Annotated in this window: 9 protein-coding genes; 2 read left to right on the top strand and 7 right to left on the bottom strand. The window is 43.6% G+C overall.

Annotated elements, in window-relative coordinates:
• A partial coding sequence (locus PX481_RS20225) for a hypothetical protein (RefSeq protein WP_353852205.1) occupies nt 1–229 on the top strand: 229 nt, incomplete at its 5' end.
• On the opposite strand, the gene uvrC is transcribed toward PX481_RS20225, so the two are convergent.
• The 7 genes from uvrC to rfbC form a co-directional block, all read right to left on the bottom strand.
• A complete protein-coding gene (gene uvrC, locus PX481_RS20220; protein ID WP_288095664.1) occupies nt 191–2,068 on the bottom strand; it encodes an excinuclease ABC subunit UvrC in 1,878 nt (625 codons plus the stop codon). The genes PX481_RS20225 and uvrC overlap by 39 nt on opposite strands.
• Nucleotides 2,069–2,072: 4 nt before the next feature.
• Nucleotides 2,073–2,219 carry a hypothetical protein gene (locus PX481_RS20215; protein ID WP_002763481.1) on the bottom strand — a complete coding sequence of 49 codons (147 nt, stop codon included), beginning with the start codon at nt 2,217–2,219 and terminating at the stop codon, nt 2,073–2,075.
• Between the two features lie 129 nt (nt 2,220–2,348).
• Nucleotides 2,349–2,609, bottom strand: coding sequence for a hypothetical protein (locus PX481_RS20210; protein ID WP_002734814.1), 261 nt, complete (start codon nt 2,607–2,609; stop codon nt 2,349–2,351).
• A gap of 79 nt (nt 2,610–2,688) precedes the next feature.
• The gene (gene leuB / locus PX481_RS20205; protein ID WP_193958899.1) at nt 2,689–3,774 is read right to left on the bottom strand and encodes a 3-isopropylmalate dehydrogenase; all 1,086 of its coding nucleotides are present in this window, start codon (nt 3,772–3,774) and stop codon (nt 2,689–2,691) included.
• A gap of 270 nt (nt 3,775–4,044) precedes the next feature.
• On the bottom strand, nt 4,045–5,118 hold the full coding sequence (locus PX481_RS20200; RefSeq protein ID WP_288095661.1) for a glucose-1-phosphate thymidylyltransferase: 1,074 nt from the start codon (nt 5,116–5,118) through the stop codon (nt 4,045–4,047).
• 4 nt (nt 5,119–5,122) lie between these two features.
• Complete coding sequence (gene rfbD / locus PX481_RS20195; protein WP_288095659.1) at nt 5,123–5,998, bottom strand: dTDP-4-dehydrorhamnose reductase; 876 nt, start codon at nt 5,996–5,998, stop codon at nt 5,123–5,125.
• Nucleotides 5,999–6,003: 5 nt separating this feature from the next.
• Nucleotides 6,004–6,549: a dTDP-4-dehydrorhamnose 3,5-epimerase gene (gene rfbC, locus PX481_RS20190; protein WP_002763473.1), complete on the bottom strand. Its 546-nt coding sequence runs from the start codon at nt 6,547–6,549 to the stop codon at nt 6,004–6,006.
• Nucleotides 6,550–6,682: 133 nt separating this feature from the next.
• On the opposite strand from rfbC, the gene bioB reads away from it, so the two are divergent.
• Nucleotides 6,683–7,660, top strand: a 978-nt coding sequence (bioB, locus tag PX481_RS20185; protein WP_288095657.1) for a biotin synthase BioB, incomplete at its 3' end; no start/stop codon positions are given.

Here is a 7,660-nt window from a genome sequence, read left to right as displayed (position 1 = left end):
GAAACCCTTATATAGAAAGACATTGCTTCGATTTTTGCCAATTGTTTTCAATCTAGAACGAGCTAATCAATTAAGTCTCTTGCCAGATAAGGATTTAGCCTATTTATGCCCCCTGATCGAACCATACCAAGTAACGAAGAACCTTAAGTTTCTTCTCTTTTTGTTAAGAAAGATCCGACTAATGGATAGCCTACTTAGGATGAAAATAATTATAAATTTCCTTAGCTAATTGTTCGCCAATTCCTGTCACCTGTTGCAATTGTTCTAGGGAAGCTTCGCGAATATAATCCAGAGAATGAAAATGAGCTAATAAATCTTTTTGTCGCTTAAAACCTAACCCGGGTATCTCATCAAGACGGGAACGGCGACTTTTTTGCATCCTTTGTTGTCGGTGAAAGCTAACAGCAAAGCGATGCGCTTCATCCCTGACTCGACGCAATAATTGCACTCCGGGTTGTTCCTTATCTGTCTCTAAAGGAGAGGATTCCCCCGGTAAAAAAATCTCCTCTCTCTGTTTAGCTAAACTAACAACTTTTACCTGTTCTAATAAATTCATCTCCCCTAAAACTGTCACCACTGCTGATAATTGTCCTTTTCCCCCATCAATCATGACCAAATCGGGAAAATCATCACTTTCGGCAATATTATCGGTATTTTCGGCATAACGACGGAAACGCCGGCGAATTACTTCTGCTAAACTGGCAAAATCATCGGAATGGCCGATTTTAACTTCGGGATTTTTGATTTTATAGTGACGATAATGTTGATTAGCGGCCACCCCATCGATAAACACCACTCCCGACGCGACTGCATTAGAACCCTGAATATGAGAAATATCATAACCCTCGATGCGGTGGGGTAGTGCCGGTAAATCGAGAATTACCGCTAAATCCTGCAAAGACTGTAAATCTCGGTCGGCGCTTCTTTTCGTCTTTTCTAACTCATAAAGAGCGTTTTTCTCGACCATAGCTAATAAATCCGCTTTACTTTGCCGTTGGGGGACAGTTAACTCGACTTTGCGACCTTTTTTTTCCCTTAACCACCCCGCTAACACCTCACCTTCCGGTAATTCGCAGGGTAGCAGGATTTCGCTGGGAATTTCCACCCCTTCCACCGATAAATAATGTTCTTCCAGGACTTTTTGCAGGATTTCTCCCTCGTTTGCTGACTGACTATCGGCAAAAAATCCCAAACGTGCCACCAAACGACCAGAACGCACTTGGAATAATTGTATGCAACAATGCTGCTCGTCTTTAGCTAAAGCGATCGCGTCCCGGGATACGGTATCATCGGGTAAAGAGACTTTTTGATCGGTATTAAGAGCCTGTAATCCGCGAATTTGATCCCTAATCGTGGCCGCTTGTTCAAAATCTAGGTTTTCCGACGCTGCGAGCATCTTTGTCGCTAATTTGTCTAATAATTCTCCCGTCCTTCCCTGAAAAATCATCGCCACTTTCTGCAAGGTTTCTCGATAATCTTGGGGACTAATTAATTTTTGACAAACCCCCGGACAACGACCGATATCATAATTTAAACAGGGACGGTCTTTAAAAAGAGGTTGGGGACGTTGACGCAGGGGAAAAGTGCGTTTAATTAGGTGCAAAGTGTAGCGCAGCAGCCTGGTATCGACGTAGGGACCATAATAACGGTCTTTTTGGTTATTTATGCTACGTTTGCGGGTAATAAAAATGCGCGGGTAGGTTTCCGACCAAGTAATACAAATGTATGGATATTTTTTATCGTCCTTGAGGAGAGTATTAAAATGGGGCTGATGTTGTTTAATTAGATTAGCTTCCAGGGCCAAAGATTCTGCTTCCGTGTCGGTGACGATAAATTCAATTTCCGTCACCTGTCGCACCATCAAAGCAATGCGGGGACTGAGGGGTTGACTGGGACGAAAATAGGAACGGACTCTAGACCGGAGTTTTTTGGATTTACCGATGTAGAGAATTTCGCCATTTTGGTCGCGCAGGAAGTAAACCCCCGGTTCGAGGGGAATTTCCCGAAGACGATTTTCTAGGCGATCGAGGTCTTGGATTAGGGTAGAGTTAAGATTATTCCCGAACATCTTTTTATATTAGGGTTTGCGGCAAAAAGTTTGTCTTGGGTGTGGGGTGTGGGGTGTAGGGTGTGGGGTGTAGGGTTTTACCGATTTTCAGGGAAAAAGTCCAGGAATTTTCCCCCCCATTACTCCAATGGCCGGTACTTTTGGATTTCAAAAAGGTCTAAAAGTCTTATCGAACAATGTTTTTAGATTTATTCAGCAAACCCTATATTAGACAAAAAAATTACGCCAGTGGGTATTAGCTGACGTTTGGCAAGATATTTAGGGCAAATCTTCACAAAAATTAATAGGCTTCTGATTCGATTTGCTTAATCGGGACGAAACATTCACCGGGGAGAAGAATCGGTTTATTGTTAAAAATTAATTGGCCCCGATGATTGTCGCGGTTAATAGCGACACCGAAAGGACGTTTACTAACTCTGCTATTGAGGGTACAGTAGATGCGATAAATGCGTCTGGCCGCCCGTAAGACAGTAGGATCTAACAAAATTGGAATTTCCATATCGACACGTTGTTGTTCTGTTTTCTCGGATAGGGCTACCATAGCACTCGTCTCCCCACGATTAAATTGACATATTTATTAAATCAATGGTATATGACGATTTCCGATTATGCCACTTTTGTTAGGATTCTAAAACTTTTAGGATGGCCTGGCCCATAGCTTGGCATCCCACTAAGGTCATACCTTCCGAGAAAATATCTCCGGTACGATAACCGAACTCTAAGACTTTTTCTACGGCTTTTTCCAGTGCTGCTGCCGCTAAAGGCTGATTTAGCCCATATCTTAACATCATAGCAGCACTGAGAATCTGGGCGATCGGATTGGCTTTATCTTGGCCGGCGATATCTGGGGCCGAACCGTGGACGGGTTCAAAAACTCCCACCCCAGCAGTCCCTAAACTAGCGGAGGGTAACATTCCGATACTACCGGTTAACATGGCCGCTTCATCGGAGAGAATATCACCGAATAAATTGCCCGTGACGATAGTATCAAATTGTTTGGGGGCCCGGACTAACTGCATGGCTGCGTTATCGACGTAGAGATGGGAAAGTTCCACATCGGGATAATTAGCGGCGATTTTCGTCACCCGGTCGCGCCAGAGTTGGGAAACATCGAGAACATTAGCTTTATCGACGGAACAGAGTTTCTTGCCGCGTTTTTGGGCAATTTCAAAGGCCACCTTAGCGATGCGGTCCACCTCCGATTCCAAGTAAACCATGGTATTTACACCGCATTTTTCTCCCGTTTCCGTCTCAAAAATCCCCTTCGGTTGACCGAAGTAAACACCCCCGGTCAATTCCCGGACGACCATGATATCCACTCCCTCGATAATCTCCCGTTTGAGACTAGAAGCGTCGATTAATTGCGGAAAAATGGTGGCAGGACGTAAATTAGCAAAAAGACCTAAACCGGATCTTAAGCCTAATAATCCCGTTTCTGGCCTTTGCTGCCGAGGCAAATTATCCCATTTATAACCCCCAATAGCGGCCAAGAGAACAGCATCACTATTTTTACAGGCGCTCAGGGTTGCTTCGGGGAGGGGACTGCCGGTTTCATCAATGGCTGCCCCTCCAATTAAAGCGGTTTGGAAGTCAAACTGGAGGTCAAATTTTTTAGCGATGACTTTCAGTATCTCTACGGTGACAGCGAGGATTTCCGGCCCGATGCCATCGCCGGGTAGTAGGGTAATGCGATACTGTTGCGTCATAGTTCTAGAACGGTAAAATAGGTCAGACTCTTGATTATAACATAGTTAGGGTTGGCTGAATAAATCTAAAAACCTTGTTGGATAAGGCTTTTAGACTTTTTTCCCATCAAAAAGTGCCAGCGATTGGAGTGATTGGGGGGAAAATTCAGGCACTTTTTCCCTGAAAATTAGGTAATTGAACCTCTGAAAATCGGTAAAATCCTACACCCTACACCCAGGAAAAACTTTTTGCCGCAAACCCTAATTAAAGGGGTAGTTAATCCCCATTAACTACACTAATTCTACATGGGAATCATCCCCGATCATAAAGCGTAAAGCCTTGGGACGTTGGGGGGCAATTTCTAATTTTGCCCGTCGTCCGATCACACTATCAACTATGCGCTGATGAATGCCAATAATCGTGGCATCTTTGAGAATTACACTGTGTTCTATGTCGGCATCGATTAATTTTACTCCATTAGCCACACTGCTATAGGGACCGATAAAACAATTCTCGATGTGACAATTTTCTCCAATAATGACAGGGCCGCGAATGGTACTATTAATAATTTTACTACCCTGACCAATTTGTACCCTTCCGATCGCCTGACTATTAGCATCAATTTCTCCCCGCAAAGCGATTTCTAGACTGGTATCAAGGATAATCCGATTTGCTTCTAATAAGTCATCTTTTTTACCCGTATCTAACCACCAACCCAGTAGTTTATTGGCTTCTACTGCTTTATTTTGATTGATTAATTCTTGGATAGCGTCGGTAATTTCTAACTCACCCCTTGCCGAAGGTTGAATAGATGCGATCGCTTGATGAATGGTGGGGGCAAAAAAATAAATCCCCACCAAAGCTAAATTTGAGGGGGGGTCTTTGGGTTTTTCGACTAAGTATAAAACTTTGCCGGTTTCATCTACTTTTGCCACCCCAAAAGCACTGGGATTAGACACTTTTCGCAGGAGAATTAAAGCATCAAGGGACTGTTTTTGGAAAGAGTCTAAAAAGGGCGATAAATCATCCTCAATTAGGTTATCACCCAAGTACATAATAAAGGGGGAATCTGCTAGGAAAGATTGGGCAGTTTTGACCGCGTGAGCTAATCCGGCTGGTTGATCTTGGCGAATATAAGTTATCTTAGCCCCAAACTGTTCACCACTGCCCGTGGTCTGACGAATTTCTTCCCCGGTTTCGGGACTGATAATAATGCCAATATCGGTAATTCCTGCGGCGACAATTGACTCGATTCCATACCATAAAATCGGTTTATTGGCAACGGGAACTAACTGTTTTGCACCCGTATAGGTTAGGGGACGTAACCTCGTACCTTTACCACCAGATAAAATTAGTGCTTTCATAGTTTTAAAGATTAAATAGTTGGGTGAGCATAGCTTTGAGGGAATCCCGCCAATAGGGAGGAATATAACCCAATTGTTGCGAGATTTTTTGACCGGAAAGAACCGAGTAGGCTGGACGCACTGCTGGGGTAGGATATTCAGCAGTAGTAATGGGAATTACTCTCTGAATTTTTAAGGGAATACCGCTTATTTTTGCCTCCTCAAAAATCGCTTTAGTTAAATCAAACCAACTGGCGACACCGCTATTAGTAAAATTATAGATTCCTGCGGGATTATCGACATTAATTAAAAGCTGAGTAATGGCCGTGGCGATATCTTTGGACCAAGTGGGACTTCCCACCTGATCGACAACTACTTTTAACTCCTCTCTTTCCTTGCCTAATCTCAGCATGGTTTTGACAAAATTACTTTTGCCATAACTGCCGTAAACCCAAGCAGTACGCAGGATAATTGCCTGAGAATTAACAGTTTTAATCTCCTCTTCTCCCCTTAACTTTGATTGTCCATAAACCCCTAAAGGATTAGTTAGATCGGTTTCTAGATAGGGGGTATTTTTTCGACCATCAAACACATAATCGGTGGAAATATGGAGAAATTTAGCTTGAATTTTCTCGGCAGATTCCGCCATGATTTTCGGGGCTGTAGCATTGATAGCATAGGCTAATTCTGGCTCGGTTTCGGCTTTATCCACTGCCGTATAAGCGGCGGCATTAACCAGATAATCGGGGTGAATTTCCCTAATTAACTGGCCGATTTTTTCCGAGTTAGTTAAATCTAGTTCTTCTCGACCGATACTAATAACTTCGCCCAAGAATGGTAAAGTTACTTGTAACTCTTGTCCCACTTGACCTTTAGCACCAATTAGTAAAACTTTTTTCATTGTCTTTAGGGGAAAACTTCCACGGATTTAAAGGGTTGTCCAGCTTGGTCTTTAGGGGAGAGAATCGGGGGAATCTCTAGGGGCCAATCAATCCCTAAATCGGCATCATTCCATAAAATGGTTTTTTCGTATTGGGGATAATAATAATTAGTGGTTTTGTAGAGAAATTCGGCTCGTTCAGAGAGAACTAGAAAGCCATGGGCAAAACCTTCGGGAACCCAGAAAATACGTTTATTTTCCGCACTTAAAACACAGCTTACCCATTGCCCAAAAGTGGGGGAACTTTGACGCGCATCCACGGCCACATCAAAAACACTACCGTTCACCACTCGCACCAATTTACCCTGGGGATTGGGGATTTGATAGTGCAATCCTCGCAGGACATTTTTTAAGGACATAGAGTGATTATCCTGAACAAAAGTGGTATTGACTCCAGTTTTTTCTCGAAAATCTTTCTGATTAAAACTCTCCAAGAAAAAACCTCGATCGTCTCCGTAAACTTGCGGTTCAATGATTAAAACATCAGGAATTTCCGTGGGAATAACTTTCATAAAATCGGAGACAAGATAACTTTTGCGGGTAGTCTAGCACAAAAGGGCATTTTTTTCTAAAGTTTTTTATTAATCTTTCCCCGGTAACTGAATAATGATAAGATGAGCCTAACTTAGTCAGAGCATAAACGACGTGGTACAAGTCTCTACACACACCGCTACTCAATCTATCCCCATGGAGGGAGAAGCCTTAAAAAACTGGTTACAGACTAGGGCTAATCAGATTATCGCCGGAGATCGACTCAGTAAGCAAGAGGCCCTAGCTTTAACTGCGATCGAAGGTCAGGAAAATATTTTCAGCTTATGTGAAGCTGCCGATCGCATTCGTCAGGCCTGTTGTGGTAATACGGTAGATTTATGTAGCATTATCAACATAAAATCGGGAAGTTGTTCGGAAAATTGCAGTTTTTGTTCCCAATCCGCCCACCATCCCGGTCAAGATTCGCCTATCTACGGTTTAAAAAGTCGCGAGGAAATCGTCAGCCATGCGAAAGCGGCAGCCGACGCGGGGGCCAAACGCTTCTGTTTAGTTAGTCAAGGCCGGGGATTAAAGTACAATAGCCCTAAATCGCAGGAATTCGAGGAAATACTGGCCACAGTTCAAGAAATCATCGAAACGGCCAAGATTAAACCCTGTTGCGCCCTCGGAGAGTTAACCCTTGCCCAAGCCCAGGCCTTAAAAGAAGCTGGAGTTACCCGTTATAATCACAATCTGGAAGCTTCCGAGAATTTTTATCCTAACGTCGTCTCCACCCACAGTTGGCAGGATCGGGTAGAAACGGTAAAAAACCTGAAAGCGGCGGGAATTCAAGCTTGTACGGGGGGAATTATCGGTATGGGGGAAAGTTGGACTGATCGCATTGATTTAGCTTTTTCTCTGGCGGAATTAGAAGTGGAATCAGTGCCGATTAACCTATTAAACCCCAGAAGTGGCACCCCTTTAGGTCATTTACCCAAACTAGACCCTTTTACTGCCCTAAAAGCGATCGCTATTTTCCGGTTTATCTTACCTCAACAAATCCTCCGTTATGCCGGGGGACGAGAGGCGGTGATGGGAGAATTGCAAAATCTGGGGCTAAAATCGGGAATTAATGCTATGCTGATTGGGCAT

The organism is Microcystis sp. M53603_WE2, from assembly GCF_030065435.1.
This window is presented reverse-complemented; position numbering and strand designations above follow the sequence as displayed.

Bases quoted from the DNA above. Each gene is read 5' to 3' on its own strand.
- uvrC (WP_288095664.1), bottom strand. From the start codon at position 2,068: ATGTTCGGGAATAATCTTAACTCTACCCTAATCCAAGACCTCGATCGC.
- PX481_RS20210 (WP_002734814.1), bottom strand. From the start codon at position 2,609: ATGGTAGCCCTATCCGAGAAAACAGAACAACAACGTGTCGATATGGAA.
- leuB (WP_193958899.1), bottom strand. From the start codon at position 3,774: ATGACGCAACAGTATCGCATTACCCTACTACCCGGCGATGGCATCGGG.
- PX481_RS20200 (WP_288095661.1), bottom strand. From the start codon at position 5,118: ATGAAAGCACTAATTTTATCTGGTGGTAAAGGTACGAGGTTACGTCCC.
- rfbD (WP_288095659.1), bottom strand. From the start codon at position 5,998: ATGAAAAAAGTTTTACTAATTGGTGCTAAAGGTCAAGTGGGACAAGAG.
- rfbC (WP_002763473.1), bottom strand. From the start codon at position 6,549: ATGAAAGTTATTCCCACGGAAATTCCTGATGTTTTAATCATTGAACCG.